Annotated in this window: 19 protein-coding genes; all 19 read left to right on the top strand. The window is 43.3% G+C overall.

Annotated elements, in window-relative coordinates; genetic code table 11:
• Window positions 1-311 precede the first annotated feature (311 nt).
• The 19 genes from rnmV (at window position 312) to mfd (ending at window position 20417) form a co-directional block, all read left to right on the top strand.
• Complete coding sequence (gene rnmV / locus ACFQ4A_RS12970; RefSeq protein ID WP_382401300.1) at window positions 312-881, top strand: ribonuclease M5; 570 nt, start codon at window positions 312-314, stop codon at window positions 879-881.
• A complete protein-coding gene (gene rsmA / locus ACFQ4A_RS12965; protein ID WP_382401298.1) occupies window positions 871-1758 on the top strand; it encodes a 16S rRNA (adenine(1518)-N(6)/adenine(1519)-N(6))-dimethyltransferase RsmA in 888 nt (295 codons plus the stop codon). The genes rnmV and rsmA overlap by 11 nt, the downstream gene beginning before the upstream one ends.
• Before the next feature lie 506 nt (window positions 1759-2264).
• On the top strand, window positions 2265-3137 hold the full coding sequence (gene yabG, locus ACFQ4A_RS12960) for a sporulation peptidase YabG (RefSeq protein WP_382401296.1): 873 nt from the start codon (window positions 2265-2267) through the stop codon (window positions 3135-3137).
• Between the two features lie 245 nt (window positions 3138-3382).
• Window positions 3383-3643, top strand: a complete 261-nt coding sequence (gene veg / locus ACFQ4A_RS12955; protein WP_382401294.1) for a biofilm formation stimulator Veg — start codon at window positions 3383-3385, stop codon at window positions 3641-3643.
• A 312-nt stretch (window positions 3644-3955) separates the two neighbouring features.
• The gene (locus ACFQ4A_RS12950; protein WP_382401292.1) at window positions 3956-4123 is read left to right on the top strand and encodes a small, acid-soluble spore protein, alpha/beta type; all 168 of its coding nucleotides are present in this window, start codon (window positions 3956-3958) and stop codon (window positions 4121-4123) included.
• Between the two features lie 255 nt (window positions 4124-4378).
• Window positions 4379-5236, top strand: a complete 858-nt coding sequence (ispE, locus tag ACFQ4A_RS12945; protein WP_382401290.1) for a 4-(cytidine 5'-diphospho)-2-C-methyl-D-erythritol kinase — start codon at window positions 4379-4381, stop codon at window positions 5234-5236.
• Window positions 5237-5308: 72 nt separating this feature from the next.
• Window positions 5309-6127, top strand: a complete 819-nt coding sequence (gene purR, locus ACFQ4A_RS12940; protein ID WP_382401288.1) for a pur operon repressor — start codon at window positions 5309-5311, stop codon at window positions 6125-6127.
• A 162-nt stretch (window positions 6128-6289) separates the two neighbouring features.
• Window positions 6290-6580: a septation regulator SpoVG gene (gene spoVG, locus ACFQ4A_RS12935; RefSeq protein ID WP_382401286.1), complete on the top strand. Its 291-nt coding sequence runs from the start codon at window positions 6290-6292 to the stop codon at window positions 6578-6580.
• Between the two features lie 313 nt (window positions 6581-6893).
• Window positions 6894-7403 (top strand): PTS sugar transporter subunit IIA, encoded by a 510-nt coding sequence (locus ACFQ4A_RS12930; RefSeq protein ID WP_382401284.1) that lies wholly within the window; start codon window positions 6894-6896, stop codon window positions 7401-7403.
• A gap of 19 nt (window positions 7404-7422) precedes the next feature.
• A complete protein-coding gene (locus ACFQ4A_RS12925; protein WP_382401282.1) occupies window positions 7423-8262 on the top strand; it encodes a PRD domain-containing protein in 840 nt (279 codons plus the stop codon).
• Window positions 8263-8325: 63 nt separating this feature from the next.
• Complete coding sequence (locus tag ACFQ4A_RS12920; protein ID WP_382401280.1) at window positions 8326-9711, top strand: PTS transporter subunit EIIC; 1386 nt, start codon at window positions 8326-8328, stop codon at window positions 9709-9711.
• A 140-nt stretch (window positions 9712-9851) separates the two neighbouring features.
• Entirely contained in the window at window positions 9852-10811 is a 960-nt protein-coding gene (locus ACFQ4A_RS12915; protein WP_382401278.1) for a translation initiation factor eIF-2B, read from the top strand.
• A gap of 88 nt (window positions 10812-10899) precedes the next feature.
• Entirely contained in the window at window positions 10900-11820 is a 921-nt protein-coding gene (locus ACFQ4A_RS12910; RefSeq protein WP_382401276.1) for a pseudouridine-5'-phosphate glycosidase, read from the top strand.
• 843 nt (window positions 11821-12663) lie between these two features.
• Window positions 12664-14043 carry a bifunctional UDP-N-acetylglucosamine diphosphorylase/glucosamine-1-phosphate N-acetyltransferase GlmU gene (gene glmU, locus ACFQ4A_RS12905; RefSeq protein ID WP_382401274.1) on the top strand — a complete coding sequence of 460 codons (1380 nt, stop codon included), beginning with the start codon at window positions 12664-12666 and terminating at the stop codon, window positions 14041-14043.
• Between the two features lie 15 nt (window positions 14044-14058).
• On the top strand, window positions 14059-15012 hold the full coding sequence (locus ACFQ4A_RS12900) for a ribose-phosphate diphosphokinase (protein ID WP_382401272.1): 954 nt from the start codon (window positions 14059-14061) through the stop codon (window positions 15010-15012).
• 138 nt (window positions 15013-15150) lie between these two features.
• Window positions 15151-15780 (top strand): 50S ribosomal protein L25/general stress protein Ctc, encoded by a 630-nt coding sequence (locus ACFQ4A_RS12895; RefSeq protein ID WP_382401270.1) that lies wholly within the window; start codon window positions 15151-15153, stop codon window positions 15778-15780.
• Between the two features lie 122 nt (window positions 15781-15902).
• On the top strand, window positions 15903-16463 hold the full coding sequence (pth, locus tag ACFQ4A_RS12890; protein WP_382401268.1) for an aminoacyl-tRNA hydrolase: 561 nt from the start codon (window positions 15903-15905) through the stop codon (window positions 16461-16463).
• A 110-nt stretch (window positions 16464-16573) separates the two neighbouring features.
• Window positions 16574-16804, top strand: a complete 231-nt coding sequence (locus ACFQ4A_RS12885) for an anti-sigma-F factor Fin (RefSeq protein WP_382401266.1) — start codon at window positions 16574-16576, stop codon at window positions 16802-16804.
• A gap of 82 nt (window positions 16805-16886) precedes the next feature.
• On the top strand, window positions 16887-20417 hold the full coding sequence (gene mfd, locus ACFQ4A_RS12880; RefSeq protein WP_382401264.1) for a transcription-repair coupling factor: 3531 nt from the start codon (window positions 16887-16889) through the stop codon (window positions 20415-20417).
• Window positions 20418-20547 lie beyond the last annotated feature (130 nt).

Raw genomic sequence — 20547 nt, 5'->3', positions numbered from 1 at the left:
GTTCAACTAACATTCAGCGGGGAAAAGCGTCCCACTGAATGAAGTTTCACTTTATCCCGCATATAATGGTCAGTAACCCGCCAAAAAACGGCGGATAACTGACCTTAAATGTCCGATTCTGTTCAACTAACATTCAGCGGGGAAAAGCGTCCCACTGAATGAAGTTTCACTTTATCCCGCATATAATGGTCAGTAACCCGCTAAAAAACGGCGGACAACTGACCCTAAATGTCCGATTCTGTTCAACTAACATTCAGCGGGGAAAAGCGTCCCACTGAATGAAGTTTCACTTTATGAGAAGGGGAATGCATGTGAAAATCAAAGAAGTGATTGTCGTGGAAGGACGCGACGATACAGCCAAGATCCGTCAGGCTGTAGATGCCGATACGATCGAGACCAATGGTTCTGCCGTTAGCGATAGCGTTATAAAACAGATTAGGCACGCACAAGCTAAACGGGGCGTTATCATTTTGACCGATCCAGATTACCCCGGTAAACGAATCCGGCATATCATCGATCAGGCTGTTCCCGGCTGCAAGCATGCTTTTTTGCCGCGTGATGCGGCTCGTGACAGACATTCCGGCCGACAGAGTCTCGGGATCGAACATGCATCAGCTGCGGCAATTCAGGCGGCCCTCCAGGGTGTTTATGCACTGGCTGACTATGGACAGGCTGCGATAACCCGGGAGAACTTGATCGATGCTGGCCTGATCGGCAGTCCAAAAGCAAGCACTCGGCGGGAACGCCTTGGTGACATCCTGAAAATCGGGCATACGAATGGCAAACAGCTGTTGAAGCGGCTCACCATGTTCCGGATTACCAAAGATCAATTTGACAAAGCGATGCGTCAGGTTATTCAGGAGGAAGAAGATGACGGATAAATGGATTGCAACTCCTACACGCACGAAAGCAATACTTGAAACATACGGCTTTACCTTTAAAAAGAGTTTGGGACAGAATTTTATCATTGATGTCAATATCCTGCAGAATATTATCCGAAAGGCCGGTATAGACAAACAAGCGGGTGTGATTGAAGTCGGTCCCGGTATCGGCGCTTTGACAGAACAGCTGGCTATTAGTGCAGACAAGGTGGTTGGCTATGAAATTGATCAGCGCCTGTATCCGATCCTGGCTAACACGCTGGGGCCTTATCCCAACGTGAACATCCTTCATGAAGATATTCTGGAAGCAGATGTGAAGCGCACGATAGATGCCCATTTTGAACCTGCTCAGCCCGTTCATGTGGTCGCCAACCTTCCGTATTACATTACGACGCCGATCCTGATGAAATTGCTGCGTGATCATGTGCCCGTTACTAGCCTAACGGTCATGATCCAGAAAGAAGTGGCCGATCGGATGGCAGCCGGGCCGAATCATAAAAGCTACGGATCACTGTCGATTGCGGTTCAGTATTACACCGAGTCAGCTATTGTCATGAATGTTCCCAAAAATGTGTTTATGCCCCCGCCGAATGTCGATTCAAGTGTGTTAAAGCTCGTCAGAAGGGAACAGGCACCGGTTCAAGTAGACAATGAAGAATATTTTTTTGCGATCGTCCAAGCGTGTTTTGCCCAGCGGCGAAAAACATTACGGAATAATCTCATCAGGCATTTTAAAGCCATGGCTGACAAAACAATCGTTTCAGACACTCTGAAAAAAGCCGGTATTGATGAAACAAGACGCGGCGAATCCCTGACGATGGCGGAATTTGCTGTACTGGCAAATACCTTTTACCGGCTGATCGAAAATAATTCATAAAAAACTGCTGTCTTATTGAAAAGGCAGCAGTTTTTGTAAATATTGAACGACGTTTTCAACATCGAAGTCGGCAGACTCCTCGATCTCATCAAATCTGACTTCTGACCAGCGTTTTTTCTGCCGCACGTCACAGGAACATCTTCTCTCTCATAGCCTGTAGGTAGTGACATGTTTTTATCCCACATATAGCCAGACAGTAAAACCCCTGAGAAGACGGGGTTTAACTGCCTATAAATGTCCGATTCTGTTCGGGCCTGCAGGATGCAGGTCACAAAGGCGTTGCCACAGGACGTGGCGCTTTTAGCCTTTGTTCCTTGGGGGTGTAAGGGAAACCTCCACTGAATGAAGTTTCACTTTATCCCGCATGTAATGGACAGTAACCGGCCAAAAAACGGCGGATAACTGTCCATAAATGTCCGATTCGTTCAACTAACATTCAGCGGGGAAAAGCGCCCCACTGAATGAAGTTTCACTTTATCCGGAACAGAAGCTGTGAGGTGAGCTTTATGAGCTTTTCAACTGGCGAACGTGTGACACGCACATCCTATCATCATGATTTGCTGTTCCGCATTGCAACCATTTCCGGGGATATGGCGATATTGCACGGTGAAGATATGCGTCTTGCCGCAGATGCGCCTTTGGATGACCTGGTGCGTGTCAATGAGAAAGAATTGGCGAAGCGAAAAAAGCAGGGAAAAGAGCAAGAGGAATTTTCCTACCGTTTGTTTCGTCAGGATTACCAGCTGATGAAAGAAAAGCGCGATTACCAATCGGGTAACGGGTATCAGCATTCAGCGGGATTGTTTCAACTGCCGGCAAGGGTTCTGCACATTGATGGTGACCGAACCTACTTGCGGAAGTGTACTGAATTATATAACCGCCTGGGGCTTGACGTCCATGGGGTTTACGTCCATGAAAAGGAAATGCCGCAAGAAATTGGATCTCTCGTAGACACCATTCAGCCGCATATTATTGTGATTACAGGGCATGATGCTTATTCCGGCAATAAAGGCGTGAAAAGTAATCCGCAAGCCTACCGTCATTCGCAGTATTTTGCCGAAACCGTTGACGTCATCAGGCAAAAACACCCACGCCTGGATGATTTGGTCATCTTTGCCGGTGCCTGCCAATCACATTTTGAGTCGCTTATCCAAGCGGGTGCGAATTTTGCAAGCTCACCGTCACGGATTAACATCCATGCACTGGACCCGGTCTATATTGCAGCAAAAATCGCTTATACGCCCTTTATGGAAAAGGTCAATGTCTGGGATGCCCTGCGCAATACATTAACCGGTGAAAAAGGTATGGGCGGCGTGGAAACGCGGGGACTGATGCGGACAGGAATGCCTTACATTCCGGACCATGAGGAGCATGATTAGCGTACTGATGGGAAAAATCTTTCTCGCATAAAATGGAATCGGCGTTAAGCCGGTTCCTAACAATTTCCGACCTCTGACATCTTATCTCTTGTGATATACATAATTTGTTAACATTCTGCCATAATAACCATAGGATGCCAATTTTTATTATTGACATCAAAAAAGCTATGCTGTTATAATATATAGTTTTATTTGACTACTATAACAGCATATGATATTATAGTGGATGAGTGAGGTGGAGTATAGTGGCTAAAACATTGATCGAAATTAAGCAAGGTCTTGAGTCTCATGTTGGTCAGCGACTACGCTTAAAAGCGAATGGTGGCAGGCGTAAAACAATTGAGCGGTGTGGCATATTGGCTGAAACATACCCTTCTGTTTTTATTGTTGAACTGGATCAGGACGAGAATGCATTCGAACGTGTTTCATACAGCTATGCCGACGTATTGACCGAGACGGTGGAATTAAGTTTTCAAGATGAACGAGCACTGATGGCCGAGCAGTAAACAGAAGTTTGCTGCTTTTTTGCGTTTTAGAGTTATACAAAAAGCCCGGAACATGACGCTTCAGATGACGAATCATTCAGCACCCCGACAACGTTTTTTGCGTGATACATCGTTCTTGGATGTTGACGTCACGACATCCTGTGGCTTTTCCTGTAGTTTGGCATGACAATCCGGAAATATGCTCTATCCTATAGACGCAATTGAATTTAAATATTTCCTTTTTTGTCTACATCTTACGGGTGTTTCTTTTGCCATTATCCACAAACTAAGCATGTCGTAAGCACGCTTGACAGGAAAGGGGATGTTTCTCTCGTGGCAAGACGAAAAGGCGCCATGTCAGAGCAACTGAAAGAGGAAATTGCCAAAGAGTTAGGCTTTTACGACACTGTACAGCAGGAAGGCTGGGGTGGCATCAGGGCAAAAGATGCCGGTAATATGGTGAAACGCGCGATTGAAATGGCCGAGCAAAACATGAAGTAACGAGGCAGACCCTTAGGGGGTTTGCCTTTTTTAAAGAATAAATTTTTGGTGACGTTTCTCAACACCGAAATTGGCAAATTCGCCGATTTCTTCCAATCCGACTTCTAACCTCTGGCATCTGAAAAGACCGTCAAATTATCTGCTGGAACAGCCCCTTGAAGGTCGCCTCGTCGGATTGAATATGATACAATTTGCTGTAAGTTTTACATTTCGGATCATGGTCCAATCCTTTTGTCGCAAAGTGTGGTGATAGCGATGGTTTTCTATGAACGGGCACCTGCCAAAATCAATTTATCACTTGATGTTCTTGGAAAACGTCCAGATGGGTTTCATGAAGTGAAGATGATTATGACAACCGTTGATCTGGCTGATCGGATTGCATTATCCGAGATTGAGGAAGACAGGATCGAGGTATCCACTGATAGCCCATATGTTCCCAATGACGAACGGAATATTGCCTGTAAAGCCGCCCGGGTATTTAAACAGCGATACCAATTACGGCAAGGCGTCCGGATTGATATTCAAAAAAACATCCCTGTATCAGCCGGCCTCGCTGGCGGAAGCAGTGATGCAGCTGCTGTATTGCGCGGTTTGAATCAGATGTGGTCGGTTAATGCGTCGCAGGATGAATTGATTGAGCTTGGTGCCGCACTCGGCTCAGATGTTCCGTTTTGTATCTCAGGCAAAACAGCAATTGGGACAGGCCATGGCGAGAAAATCCGTACGTTAGCATCACCTCCTCCCTGCTATGTGGTTCTGGCAAAACCGGAGATCGGGATTTCCACAAGACATATTTTTCCCAGAGTGACCATGGATACTCTAAACCATCCAAACACCGACGCAGTCATCCGCGCCTTGGAGACAAAGGATTTTGCCGACCTGTGCCGGCATATCGGTAATGCTCTGGAAGGTGTCACCTTTCCTTTATACCCTGAAGTGAAACGAATCAAGGACAAGATGCTGCAAACGGGCGTTTCCGGTGCCGTTATGAGTGGGAGTGGCCCCACTGTGGTCGGACTTACCGGGCACTTCAGCAAAGCCAGGAGGATTTATAACGGATTAAGGGGTTTTTGCAGTGAAGTCTATATTGTGCAGCAGCTCGACCGCCGTTGAGATGATTTGATAAAACACGTATAATAGTGGTATATTTAAATAAAATATTCGGATATAACTTAGAGGTGGCATATGAAAAGAAGTGATCGACTCGTATCATTAACACATTATTTTTTGGAAAATCCAAAGTACCATACGTCATTGCCGTATTTCAGCGAAAAATACGGTGCGGCGAAGTCCTCTATTAGTGAGGACCTGGCGATTATTGACCGGGTGTTGCAGGCGGAAGGAACCGGCCATTTACAAACGCTTCCCGGTGCATCAGGAGGTGTCAGCTTCGTCCCCGAATTATCCCGGGAAAATGGCAGCAAGTTTATTGCTGAGTTACGTGAAACCCTTGAGGATCCCGCCCGTATTCTTCCGGGTGGTTATTTATACATGAGCGATATTTTAGGTGATCCGAAAATGGTCAACCAAATAGGACGTGTATTGGCCGCTGCATTTTCAGGATTGGCTATTGACGTTGTCATGACGGTTGCAACCAAGGGGATTCCGCTTGCTTATGCAGTCGCCGCTGTGTTGAATGTCCCCGTTGTGATCGTCAGACGGGACCCTAGGGTGACTGAAGGGTCATCTGTGAGCATTAATTATGTTTCCGGATCGTCACGGAAAATCCAGACAATGGTCTTGCCTAAGCGAAGTTTACAGGAAAATGCCAATGTTTGTATCATTGATGACTTTATGAAAGCAGGCGGAACGATTAATGGCATGGTCAGTTTACTGGGTGAGTTCAATGCTAATGTTCAGGCTATCGGCGTTTTGGCTGAGGCGGATGATGAGGAAGATGAGCGTGTCGTGGAACACTACACCTCCCTTGTTAAAATTACGAATGTCGATATGAAACAGAACACGATTGATGTCCATCCCGGAAATGTCGCTGACTATCAATAAGCTGTTTTGGGAGCACCTTCTGAATACCACGTGAGCAAGATGTGAACCATTCTTTTCAAAGAAAACAATATTTTCTCAAATTTTTTTGATAAATAGGCAGGAATTCTTATACTTATGTTGAATTATTGGTAATAAGACAAAGGGAAAAGGTGGTGAAACATCATGGAAGTAACTGACGTGAGATTACGCCGCGTGAACACAGAGGGGAGAATGCGGGCAATCGCTTCGATTACCATGGATGAAGAATTTGTCGTTCATGATATCAGGGTGATTGAAGGCAATAATGGTTTGTTTGTGGCGATGCCATCTAAGCGTACCCCTGATGGTGAGTTCAGAGATATTGCCCATCCGATCAATTCAACCACCCGCGGTAAAATTCAGGATGCCGTATTGGACGCGTACCATCGTGCTGGCGAGACAGAAGAGAAATACGAAGAAGCCGGGGCGTCCTAAAATAGCTGACAACAAGAGGTCTAATCTGAGGGCAGGTTAGCCTTCTTTTTTTGTCCCGCCTTAACGGGCAGGCCCGACAGTAACATCACAATATACTTGCAAATAAGAGGGGAACATTATATACTTAAAATGTAAGTGATTACATTGTCTAATTAAATAATAGCTAAGTGAGATTGTGACTTTCGTCAATGGTCTTTCTAATCTCTATATTATTAGAAGACTGATAAATTCGTTAGGCAAGACTCAAAGCAACTATTCTTTAGTTTGTTTTGGGTCTTTTTTATTTTTTGGTAATGATTTAAGGAGGGGTAGTTTGAAAAATATAGTTAAAAAACTTCTAAGGGGTAAAGAGGAAAGCAGTAATCATTCAGGCATAGACAAGGTATATGCTCCGGTTGATGGAGAAATTATTTCATTGAAGAACGTAAATGATCCGGTTTTTCAGGATGGCAGCATGGGGGATGGATGTGCAATTATTCCGACAAAAGGAGTGGCTTATGCACCGATTTCAGGGAAAATAACGACAATGTTCCCGCATGCTATAGGCATCATTGGTAATGACGGGAAAGAGATACTATTACACATTGGTATTAATACTGTTGACTTGAATGGAAACGGTTTTAAACCTTATGTAAAAAAAGGAGATGATGTGAAAGTTGGTTCCAAGATAATGGAATTTGACTTAGAACTCATTAAAGAAAAGGGTTATGAAACCGATGTATTAGTTATTCTAACAAATTCAAAAGAATATAATGGAATTTCTCTTGAACCGAAATCTGTAACACGTAATGAAATCCTTTTTACGGTAAATGATAAGAGTTAAAAAATATTGGGGGATGTTCATGATTATAGTTAGGATTATGAACAATAATGCGGTGGTGGCATTAGATAACAATGAAAATGAAGTCGTTCTATTGGGAAAAGGTATTGCTTTTCAAAAGAAGCCAAAACAACACGTTAATCCCGATAAGGTAGAAAAGAAGTTCGTTTTGCAATCTTCAAACGAGCTACACTACCTAGAGGAACTGATTCGTTCGATTCCTCTTTCCTATATAACAGTAACAAACGAGATTGTTCAAAAAGCTCAAGAATTACTTGAGGCTGATATAAAGGAAGATAGTTTGTTTATTACACTTGTGGATCATATAGCGTTCGCTATCGAAAGGAAAAAGTCTGATGACTATCTGAAGAATCCTCTATTAATCGAAATTCAAAAATTCTATTCAAACGAATATAAGGTGGGTTCAATTGCGCTTGACATTATCGAAAAACATACAGGTGTACGGTTAGATGAAGATGAAGCTGGTTATATAGCATTTAATATAATAAATGCTACCCTCAAAGCTGGCTCCAGTGATGTGAAGGAAGTTACGGTTGTTATTAAACATTTAATATCAATTATTGAGTCTCATTATCAGTTAGAGTTAAAGATCAATTCTGTTTATTATATACGTTTTATCACGCACTTGAAATATTTCTTATATCGTCTATTTTCAAATGAGGAAAATAGCAATGATGAGTATTTATATAAAGTTGCGAAAAAGAAATTTCAAAATGAGTATGATTGTGCAAAAAAGATAGCAACATTTTTGAAAGAAAAGTATAATTTCTCTGTATCAAATGAGGAACTTGGATATTTAATGATTCATATTAACTCAATGATTCTTCATAACGGCAAGTAGCAATAAGCAGTGCACAAATGCTTTCATGTCAAACCTTATCCTATTCAGAGAAGAGGTCTATTTATGGAAATTAATAACCTAGCTAAGGAAATATTGCATCTTGTTGGCGGTAAGGAAAATATTTCTTCTGTAACCAGTTGCATGACTAGACTACGATTTGTATTAAAAGACAATTCAAAAGCACAACAAGAAAAAATAACTGAAATACCTGAAGTCATTAAAGTTATTGAGTTTGGTGGACAATACCAAATTGTCTTAGGATCCATTGTGGAAGATGTTTATAAGGCCATTATAAAAATGGGAGATTTACAAAGTAAAGAATTGGGTGAGGATAACCAAGGTACTGAAGCATCAGATAATAATGCTATTAAAGATAAACAAAGCATCATAGATTCATTAATCGGCACCTTGTCGGGGATTTTCACACCACTTATTCCGGCGATGTTGGGCATGGGGTTCTTGAAAGTTCTCTGCGTGATTTTAAATGTTTTTTGGGGAATAACAGAATCGAATGCAACCTATGCGATCTTAATGACGTTATCGGATTCGTTCTTTTATTTTCTTCCAATACTTGTCGGTTGGTCGGCAGCTAGAAGGTTCGATACAAATGTTGGTGTCTCGTTAGTGATTTTGGGATTACTCATTCATCCTGATTTTATTGAACTTTTGGATACTACAAGTGATGTCACGTTTTTAGGCATTCCAGTATCTGATGTTTCGTATGCTAGTTCTGTTTTACCAGCCATTCTATCGATATATTTACTATCAAAATTCGAATTATTACTAAAAAAGGTAATCCCTAAAACGCTGAGATCCATATTGGTTCCATTTTTAAGTTTACTAGTCATTGCTCCAATCACTGTATTATTGTTAGGTCCAATTGGAGATTGGGGAGGGAGATTAATTACCACCGTCTTTACCAGTCTATATGATCTAAGTCCATTACTAGCCGGAGCCTTAATAGGTGGTACCTGGCAGTTGCTTATCATTGGGGGGATGCATGTCGTAATACTTTCAATGGTAACAATTCCTAATATTGCGGCTTTTGGAAGGGATACTGTTATTGTAACCCATGCACCTGGACTGATTTGTCAGTGTGCTGCTGGGTTAGCAGTTGCTTTAAAAGCAAAAGATCCAAAAATAAAAAAGACCGCGGGGTCACTAACTTTTTCCAGTTTTTTTGCTGGTAGCGTGATTGAACCGGTTATGTATGGTGTTAATCTGAAGTATAAAAAGCCATTTTATTTTGCTTTAATTGGAGGTGCAATTGGAGGTGCAATTGCAGGAGCAAGTTTTGCTGGGGTAACTGCGCCAGTAGCCTTGAGTATTTATTCCTTACCTGCATTTTTTGGAACTGGCTTTACAGGACTAATAATAGGAACAATTATTGGTAGTTTAGTAACTTTTGTGCTTACCTATGTAGTTGGCATAGATGAAGAAATAGAGTAGAAAATACTTGGTTTATCGAATTAAGGGGGTGAGGCGAAGAAGTAACCATTAGCAAAGTAGTTATTCCTAATACTGTCAATTTAATTAAAATTCATATCAAGCATATTCTTTATAGGATAAATAAAAAAGGAGTTTTCAAAATGATGCAAGTAACAGATATCGAGTTTAAGTCGGCTGAACATGTAATAGAAGAAATAGAAAATATGAATGTAAAAGGTGGAAGTCCTTTTGGAAGAGCAGCAGCATGGGCTTATAAATTAGTTTCTGATCAAGAAAAGTTTACCAATGTAAAGGATTTAAAATTAAGATATGACCGAATATCTTCTGAAATGCTACGGCTAAAACCAACGATGGCGACTATTTATAACAGTAAAAAGTTAGTTTATAATCTTTTGGATTCAATTCCTGAGGATACAGATGTATCCGAAATTCAACGACAAGTAAGTGAACTTTGTGCAAGTATTATTAATTATTCACTGAAGGCCGTCGATTCGCTAGGAGAATATGGTTCTAATATTATCCAAAATGGAGATACAATTATGATGCACAGCTACAGTAGTGCATTAATGAGTATATTTATTCAGGCTGCAAGTGCCGGTAAGAAATTCAGTGTAATATGTACTGAATCCCGTCCACTTAGAGAATCGAGATTAGCAGCTAAAATACTGCAGAGTTATAATGTCCCTGTAACATATATAACGGACGCCTCTGTTTGGGAATTTATGCCTGTTGCCGATTATATTATGATGGGGGCAGATACAATTTCTTGTAACGGTAGTGTTGCCAATAAAATGGGAACTGCTTTAATTAGTAAATTGGCGCAAAGCTGTAAAAAGAAGGTTTATATTGCCAGTGAAATATACAAGATTGACCTTAGAACCCAAGAAGGACAACCAGTTGTGTTAGAACGACGAACAAAAGATGAGGTAATTCAGGACGGAGATTTTGATAGCCTAGATGGAATTGACATAATTAATCAATTTTTTGATTTAACCCCTGCGCCCGAGATAGAAGGTATTATTTGCGAGTTTGGTGTTGTTCCACCTTCCATGGTTACAAGTTATTGGGGGAAGCTTGAGGAAATAGTAGCTGGAAATTAATTGTTTTGAAATGGTTAAACCATTCGATCAAAGTGTACCTAAAGAAGGAATTATCAAAACGCAAACATGATGTGGAGGAAATTTTTAAATGAATCAGTACATTGATTTATCAGCCGAAGTCCAGCAAGCAAAAGAAGAAGGCAAAGCCATTGTGGCATTAGAGTCTACCATTATCTCTCATGGCATGCCTTATCCCCAAAACGTCCAAATGGCACGAGAAGTGGAACAAATTGTCCGTGATAACGGTGCTGTTCCTGCGACCATTGCGATCATGGACGGAAAAATAAAAGTCGGTCTGTCGGACGAGGAATTAGAACTTTTCGGCAATAGTTCCGATGTTGCCAAAGTGTCCCGACGTGATTTGGCCGAAATTGTCGCCGCCAAAAAATTAGGAGCCACTACGGTCGCAACCACGATGATTTGTGCTGAATTGGCTGACATTAACGTATTTGTCACGGGCGGTATTGGCGGCGTACATCGCGGTGTTGAAGAAACAATGGATATCTCAGCCGATTTGGAAGAACTGGCAAGAACCAATGTGGCCGTCGTTTGTGCAGGCGCGAAATCGATTCTGGATTTACCAAAAACATTAGAGTACCTAGAGACACAAGGGGTGCCTGTCATTGGCTATGGAACTGAATTTTTGCCTGCGTTCTTTACCAGATCAAGCGAGCATAAATTAAACGCTTCTATCGATTCGGTTGACACGATTGCTGACACACTCATCGCCAAATGGGACCTGAATTTAAATGGCGGAGCAGTAATCGCCAACCCAATCCCGGAAGAACATGCGATGGATGAGGACTACATTAATGGCATTATTAATCAGGCCATCAGTGAGGCAGAAGAAAAGCATATTACGGGTAAAGACAGCACACCATTTTTGCTTGAAAAGGTAAACGAAATGACAGAAGGCAAAAGTCTCGATGCCAACATTGCATTGGTCAAACATAACGCAAAGGTTGGTGCAGAAATTGCGGTCCGTTTTAATCAGAAAACGAAAAACTAAATCACCCCACCATAATACCTTTTAGAGTCTGTTCAAAAAGGAGGATAAAAGGACCGAGAAGTTCGAGGCGGCGCAGTTTCGAGCAGCGGAATGTATGCATTTAGATACATGAGCAGCGGAGAAACAAGCCAACGACGAAATTCGATGTGTCATTTTTACCGGACTTTTTGAACAACCTCTTTTAGTAATACAACTGAACTGACCAGAAGCCACTTGTCTTAGCAGGTGGCTTACTTTACGTGGAAAGGGATCCTTTTTGGCCAGTTATTCCGGAAAATCAATCAGAATTTGTTCGCCTGACTGAATGTTCCTATCCATGACGCATCATTGGCAATTTCTTTATCTGTTGGCAGAAAATCACCGTTTATGATATTGTCTTTGATCTTCTTTGTCAGACCGTTTCCCTGTTTATCAAGAATCTTGCTGAATAGCCGAAATGATTCAGACCGAAATATACTGGTATGAGTTCCCAGACATATTCAAACTAATCGGCATAACTTTTCATGATGGCGATTGGCATATCGCACATATTTTGTGCTTTTACTCCATATTAATGGCCCATTTCATAATGTAGCTCTGATTTGGTTTTTATTCGTCAATCAGTAGTGCCAAGTTAACCTGCGAAATTACGATTAAGGAGCCATTTTCGTTCATGATAACTTTATCTTATCTTTTGCGCTCTCATACAGCCGGGATAAGAATATTTTTCATGTTTTTTGCCTCTTTTGCTGAACATCGCCAACCCTTTATCCCCGGGATACTTTTAGTTGACATATTTAATTGTTGAAATTAACGTTTTTTTAAGATATATTCATAATGATAAATGGAATGGAGGATTCCCTCATGGCAAATCGTTATGCTGTGATTCTTGCTGCGGGACAGGGTACCCGAATGAAGTCAAAACTGTATAAAGTGCTTCATCCAGTTTTAGGCCGTCCCATGGTGCAGCATGTAATCGAACAATTGAATTCGTTTAAGCTTGATAAAATGATTACAATCGTTGGCCACGGTGCCGAGAAAGTTTCTGAGCATATTGGCGATAACAGCCAAATGGTTTTACAGGAAGAACAATTAGGGACAGGCCATGCCGTATTACAGGCTGAGGATTTACTGAAAAACCAGGATGGAACGACAATTGTCGTCTGTGGTGATACCCCTCTGATCACGGGTGAAACGTATCAGGCACTTTTCGACCATCATGAGCAGGAAGACGCCAAGGCAACGGTTTTAACCGCAAAAGCTCCAAACCCCGCAGGCTATGGCAGAGTGATACGCAATGATCGAAATGAAGTGGAGCGAATTGTAGAGCACAAAGATGCGGAAGGTTCAGAAATTCAAGTGGATGAAATCAATACAGGGACCTATTGTTTTGATAATAAAGCACTTTTCGAAGCACTACACCTTGTATCGAATAATAATGCACAAGGTGAGTACTATTTGCCGGATGTCATCGGAATCCTGCAAAGCCGAGATGCAAAAGTAAGTGCTTTCCATACATCCGATTTTGAAGAAACGGTAGGAATCAATGACAGGGTGGCACTGGCACAGGCTGAAAAAACAATGAAAAGACGCATCAATGAAACCCATATGCGAAACGGTGTGACGCTGATCGATCCGGATAATACGTATATCGATCCGGATGTTGTCATCGAACCGGATGTGCTGATTCATCCGGGCTCGATCATTAAAGGCAAAACAACGATCAGAAAAGATGCTGAAATTGGCCCGCATACCGAGATTGACCATTGTGTTGTCGGTGAGGCTAGCCGCATCAGACAAAGTGTGGCTAAAGACAGTCATATCGGTGACCAGGTGCAGATAGGGCCGTACGCACATATCCGGCCGGAAGCATCCATCGGCAATGAGGTGAAAGTCGGCAACTTTGTCGAGGTGAAAAAGTCATCTTTGGGCGATCGGAGCAAAGTGCCCCATTTAAGCTACATCGGGGATGCCGATGTGGGTAGCCATGTCAATATTGGCTGCGGGACGATTACGGTTAATTATGATGGAAAGAATAAGTATTTGACGACGATTGAAGACGATGCCTTTGTTGGCTGTAATTCCAATTTAATCGCACCGGTAACAGTCGGAAAAGGCTCCTATGTTGCTGCAGGCTCGACCATTACAAATGATGTGCCCGAGGATTCATTGTCGATTGCTCGCGCAAGACAGGCGAATAAAGATGGTTATGCATCACGAATCAAAAATCAAAACAAGTACTAACGGAGGGTTAATCTCATGGCATCTGGCTATAAGGATCCAATGTTGAAAGTATTCTCGTTAAATTCGAATCACAAATTGGCTGAAGATATTGCTGACCATATTGGAACGACACTGGGCAAGTGTACCGTATCGGCATTCAGTGACGGTGAAATCAAGATCAGTATTGATGAAAGTGTGCGTGGTGGCGATGTATATGTTGTGCAATCGACTTCTTCCCCGGTAAATCAGCATATGATGGAACTCCTGATCATGATCGATGCCCTGAAACGTGCTTCGGCAAGGTCCATCAATATTGTGATGCCATATTATGGATATGCCAGACAGGACCGTAAAGCACGCTCAAGAGAGCCGATAACGTCAAAGCTCATGGCTGACCTTCTGGAAACTGCAGGGGCTGACCGGGTGATCACCCTTGATCTGCATGCACCGCAAATCCAGGGCTTCTTTAACGTCCCGATCGATCACCTACAGGGTGTACCGCTGCTGGCCAATTACTTTGAAAAGAAAGACCTTGAAGATATCATCGTTGTTTCCCCTGACCATGGCGGTGTGACACGGGCAAGGAAAATGGCGGATTATCTCAAGGCACCAATTGGTATCATCGATAAACGCCGTCCGCGTCCGAATGTGGCAGAAGTGATGAACATTGTCGGTAATATCGAAGGGAAGACAGCCATCCTGATTGATGATATTATTGATACAGCAGGTACGATCACCCTTGCCGCCAACGCATTGGTGGAAAACGGGGCGAAAGAAGTTTATGCCTGCTGCACACATCCGGTCTTGTCAGGTCCGGCCATTCAGCGTATAAATGATTCCAAAATCAGGGAATTGGTCGTGACCAATTCGATCCCCCTTTCAGAAGACAAACAGAGTGATAAAGTTACGGAGTTGTCGGTTGCCCCGCTGATCGGCGAGGCTATCACCCGTGTGCATGAACTGAAGTCGGTCAGTATCCTGTTTGACTGATATGCTACACATACTAGCCAGTCAGAGGTTTTGTGTCAAGACACGAATTATGTTTTAATAGAAACGTTACTGAAATAACAATTTGCCATCGGAAACCCGGGCAAAATCCGGGTTTTTAAATAATGGAGGGTGATAGGAATGGCAGTAACATTAAAGGCAGCAAAACGCGAAGACCTTACGAAATCTGTAACAAAACAGATCAGAACGAATGGCGATGTCCCGTCAGTTGTTTACGGTAAAGATAAGGAATCCAAGGCTATTTCGGTCAACAGCATCGAATTAGTCAAAACAGTCCGTGATGAGGGCAGAAACGCGATTATTTCACTTGCTATTGAAAACGAAAAACCGGTTAATGTCATGCTGCATGATTATCAGACGGAGCCATTGAAAGATGAAGTGATTCATGCTGACTTCTATATTGTCAACATGGATGTGGAAATGGATGTATCCGTATCCCTGTCTCTGGAAGGCGAGCCGGCCGGTGTGAAGGATGGTGGCGTCCTACAGCAGCCATTGTATGAAGTGCAGGTAAGGGCAAAACCGGCGAATATTCCGGATGTCATCACTGTCGACGTAGCCGAATTGGGCGTTGGGGATACACTAACTGTTGGTGATTTACCTAAAGCAGACAGTTATGAGGTCATCGATGAAGAAGAAACGACTCTGGCGACGGTTGTTCCGCCGGATACAGTCGAGGATACTGAAGAGGCACCGGACGACGGTGCTGAACCTGAATTGGTGGATGCTTCAAAAGAAGAAGAGCAATAAATAAGCGAATAGCTTAAAAGGTGAAGCCCTCCTGATCAGCAGCCATTAGGAGGGTTTTGCTTCATTGGCGAAAGCCCGTATTCAAATAGCTTTCCGAAAAATGACATAAAGGAAGTCATCACATGAAATGTATTGTGGGCCTTGGCAATCCAGGAAAAAAATATAACAAAACCCGTCACAATGTGGGGTTTATGGTCATTGATGAACTGGCCGGCCGTCATAACTGGACATTAAAAAAGGATAAATTTAAAGGCAAATCAACTGTGGAAACGCACGATGGCGAAAAGGTTATCCTGCTTAAACCCCAGACATACATGAATCTTTCCGGCGAGTCGGTTCGTCCGTTAATGGATTTTTACCAGCTTGCGCCGGAAGATGTGCTGGTTATTTATGATGATCTTGATCTGCCGGCAGGAAAAATCCGTTTGCGTCAGAAAGGCGGTCATGGCGGGCACAACGGCATCCGTTCACTAATTGATCATTTGGGTACAAAAGAATTTAATCGATTGCGGATTGGGATCGGAAGACCGGATACAGCTATGCCTGTTGTCGATTATGTCCTGCACCCATTTTCCAGGGAACAGCAGGAGGATATACAATCAGGCGTTAAAAAAAGTGCGGACGCATGTGAATGGTGGATGCAGCGGCCGTTTGCCGAGGTTATGAATGAATTTAACAATTAGGATGGTTAGAAAGTTCGACGACACTCCCTGTTAAACGGCCAGATGTCGTATAAAAATACGCTTTTCGGATAAACTTTAGGATATCGTTTGTTTATTCGAGGAGGTATATTATGCCTATTGTCTATAAATGCAGGCATTGCGGACAGGAGATTGGCAGGCTGGAACAACAGGTTGTTGATGAGTCAATGCTCGGACTGGATCAATTATCAGCTGAGGATAAACGTGATATGATTAGCTATGAAGCAAATGGTGATGTCCGGATAAAAGCCATATGTGAAAACTGTGAAGCGTCACTTGGCAGCCATCCGCATTATCATGAACTGGACTATTTTATACAATGATGTAATATATTAGGTAAAAAAGCTTTGGTTATCTTGATTTATGATAATCAAGGCATTTTTGCACGTAAACAGGTGGGGAAAAATGAACGGAATCCATGAGTTTTTACGATCGAAAGAAGATATAGAATCAGTCATCAATGGCGTCTCCGGCGGTATGAATGAACAGCTTATCGCCGGCTTGTCGGGATCGGCCAGAAGTCTTTTTGTATCAATTGTCAATGAGGCGCTCGACAGACCTGTTTTGCTGGTGACGCATCAGCTCGTCCAGGCACAGGAACTGTATGATGATCTGGCGGCGTTTGTTGGGGAAGAGAGGGTTCACTTATATCCGGTCAATGAACTGATTGCCTCGGAAATTGCTATCGCTAGCCCCGAACTGAAAGCACAGCGGATAGAAGCCTTAACGGAGTGGTCCCAAAAGAAATCGGGCATTTTGATTGCGCCTGTCGCAGCCTTAAAACGGATGCTGCCACCAACCGATTATTGGCGCAACTATCAGCTGGCTTTTACGACCGGGGAAGAAATTGACCTGGATACCTATCTATCATCCCTGGTAGATATGGGCTATGAACGCGTCTCGATGGTAACGGCCCCGGGGGAATTCAGCCGGCGTGGTGGCATTATTGATATTTATCCGGTAACCGAAACACATCCCGTCCGTATTGAGCTGTTTGACGATGAAATCGATTCCATTCGATTATTTGATGCAGAAAGCCAGCGTTCATTGGATAAACAGTCGTCGATCACAATCGGCCCTGCCACAGAGATGCTGCTGACTGAAGAAGACAGGCTGTCAGCGGCACAGCGGCTGGAATCGGCATTGGCCGAATCACTGAAAAAGACCCAGTCCCAGGAAGCTAAAGAAACCCTTGCTGAGACGATCGACTATGACATTGAACGACTGAAGAATTCAGAACACTTTCAGGAAATGTACCAATACATTGGCTTCTTCTATAACAAACCCGCTAGTTTGTTAGATTATTTGCCTTCTGATGGGCTAATCATCTTGGATGAAATGAGCAGAATCCAGGAAACAGCCACCAATCTTGATACCGAAGAGGCCGAATGGTATCGTACACTGCTAGAAGCCAATAAAATGGTGCGGAACAGTCGATTTTCTTATGACTGGCATACGGTCTGGGAAAATATTGATCAACAGCGTATTTACATGTCGGTGTTTTTACGGCATATTCCCAATACCCAGCCACAAAACATTGTTAATTTATCGACACGGACGATGCAGGAATTCCACGGTCAGATGAATTTGTTCAAAAATGAGCTGAAACGTTGGGAAAAGGGTGACTTTTCCGTCGTTATTCTGGCCACCGGCAAGGAACGGGTGGAAAAGATTCATTCCATTTTCATGGATTATGACATTGAGGCAGATGTCACAAGTGATCTGAAGCTGCCTGTCAAGCGACCTGTGATTACGACAGGAAATATCAGCAATGGCATTGAATTTCCGATGCATAAGCTCGTTTTGATTACGGAAAATGAACTGTTTAAAAAGAAAACAAAGCGGCCACGTAAAAAACAGAAGCTTTCCAACGCCGAACGCATCAAAAACTATCAGGAATTAAAAGTGGGCGATTACGTGGTCCACGCACATCACGGCATTGGGAAATATTTGGGCATTGAAACATTGAAGATGAATGAATTGCATAAAGACTTCATGCTGATCAAATATTCCGGTGATGATAAATTATATGTCCCAATCGATCAGATCGACCTCGTCCAGAAGTATGTCGCCTCCGAGGGTAAAGAGCCAAAACTGTATAAACTGGGCGGTAGCGAGTGGGCCAAGGTTAAACGGAAAGTTCAATCCAGTGTGGAGGACATTGCAGATGACCTGATCAAACTGTACGCCGAGCGCGAAGCAAGACAGGGATATGCCTTCAGTGAGGAGACGGAACTGCAGCATGAATTCGAGGCTGTTTTTCCTTATGACGAAACGGAGGATCAGTTGCGGTGCATTGCGGAAATCAAAGCAGACATGGAAAAAGAACGGCCGATGGACCGGCTGTTGTGTGGTGATGTCGGCTACGGAAAGACCGAGGTGGCCATCCGGGCTGCATTTAAGGCGGTAGCAGACGGTAAGCAAGTTGCCATTCTGGTCCCAACAACCATTCTGGCCCAGCAGCATTATGAAACGATCCGGGAGCGATTTCAGGATCAAGCCGTCACGATTGGTATGTTAAGCCGATTCCGTACACGAAAACAGCAAAATAAAACCATCGAAGGCATCCGTAAAGGCCAGGTGGACATTGTGATCGGCACCCATCGTCTATTATCCAAGGATGTCACCTATCGTGACCTAGGATTGCTCGTCGTGGACGAAGAACAGCGGTTTGGTGTCAAACATAAGGAAAAAATTAAGCAGTTGAAATCCAATGTGGATGTGCTGACATTGACGGCCACCCCTATTCCAAGGACACTGCATATGTCGATGCTCGGGGTCCGTGATTTATCCGTGATTGAAACGCCGCCGGAAAATCGCTTTCCCATCCAGACATATGTCATGGAGTATAATCCAGTTTTTATACGGGAGGCGGTTGAACGGGAAATGGCCCGCGGCGGACAAGTGTTTTTCCTTCATAATCAGGTGGATGATATTGATAAAGTTGCCAGAGATCTGGGTATGCTGGTCGATGACGCGCGAATCGCTGTCGCCCATGGCCAGATGAATGAAAATGAACTGGAAAATATCATTTTCGACTTTCTGGAAGGCGAGTATGATGTACTGGTCAGCACAACGATTATTGAAACAGGTGTTGATATTCCAAATGTCAACACGTTAATTGTCAATCAGGCTGATCGCATGGGTCTCAGTCAGCTTTACCAGTTGAGGGGCAGGGTCGGCCGCTCCAATCGGGTTGCTTACGCCTATTTCACCTATCATAAGGATAAGGTGCTCAGCGAAGTGGCCGAAAAACGGCTGGAGGCTATCAAAGAATTCACCGAACTCGGCTCCGGCTTTAAAATCGCCATGCGCGACTTGTCCATCCGTGGTGCCGGGAACCTGCTCGGGGCAGAGCAGCATGGATTTATTGATTCCGTCGGGTTTGATATGTATTCCCAGATGCTCAAGGATGCCATTGAGGCGCGCAAGTCCGGCAAGCATCTAGATGAAATCGAAACATTTGAACCGGAGTTATCACTGACGATCGATGCCTACATTCCGGAGTCTTATATTGATGATGAAAAACAAAAGATTGATATTTATAAACGATTTCAGTCCATGGCGTCGGTTGATGATGTCGAGGAGCTACAGGATGAATTGACTGACCGTTTCGGCGATTACCCGGAAGAAATAGCGAACCTGTTTACGGTCTCGTCCCTTAAACGGCAGGCTAAACAGCAGCGGATAGAATCCATCAGTGAAAAGCCCGGCAAATTGGAATTGCTCATGAGCGAAAACCGCAGTCAGGAAGTTGACGGGTCCAAGTTATTTGAACTCGCGAATCAGTTTGGCCGGGAAATACAGCTTGGCACAGAAGGCAACAAACTAAAAGTACTGTACAAATGGACACGTGATACCAAACAGCAGCGGTATAAGAACCTTGAGGACTTCATCAGCCAGTTATCTACTGTCAACCGTGATGACGGATTTTGATGAATGTCAGGCTACGGAAATCGGCTATTCGCTGATTTTCCCAATCTGGTCTCTGGTCTCTAAAAAACGAGGCGATTGCCAAGTTTTTTCAAACATGTATAGTTATGCTGCGATGATTCATACTAAACCA

Source organism: Lentibacillus salinarum, assembly GCF_042679865.1.
Classification (GTDB): Bacteria; Bacillota; Bacilli; order Bacillales; family Amphibacillaceae; genus Lentibacillus; species Lentibacillus salinarum.
This window is presented reverse-complemented; position numbering and strand designations above follow the sequence as displayed.